This window comes from Cupriavidus sp. SIMBA_020, from assembly GCF_046535395.1.
In the GTDB taxonomy this organism is placed as follows: Bacteria; Pseudomonadota; Gammaproteobacteria; order Burkholderiales; family Burkholderiaceae; genus Cupriavidus; species Cupriavidus campinensis.
Map to the genome: position 1 here is coordinate 1 of NZ_JAWRWU010000381.1, position 283 is coordinate 283.

1 pseudogene is annotated in these 283 nt (G+C 61.5%); it reads right to left on the minus strand.

Annotation, left to right across the window (positions count from 1 at the left end):
• A pseudogene (locus tag SB751_RS29685) lies at positions 1–283 on the minus strand (hypothetical protein); the annotation flags it as partial.

Genomic DNA, 283 nt, shown 5'->3' on the forward strand with positions numbered 1-283 from the left:
GGACGCGATCAGCGCCGCCGCAAACCAGAGCTGCGAGGGATCCTGATGTAGCGCCTTGAATGTCGCCACGAGTCCCTCGATGGCAAGCGCGACGACCACAACGACAAGAAACCGGGACATGAAACGTCGTACGCGAGTCGGTCCGCTAACGTCCGCTTCCCGGATGACCTCTTCTTCGACGATCGTCTCGGCAATCTGGATTGCCACAACGGCGCCGGCCAGCAGTCCCAGCGCTTCGATGATCGATAGCGCGGCTGTCTGGTCCCACTGGTGTGTGAACGCT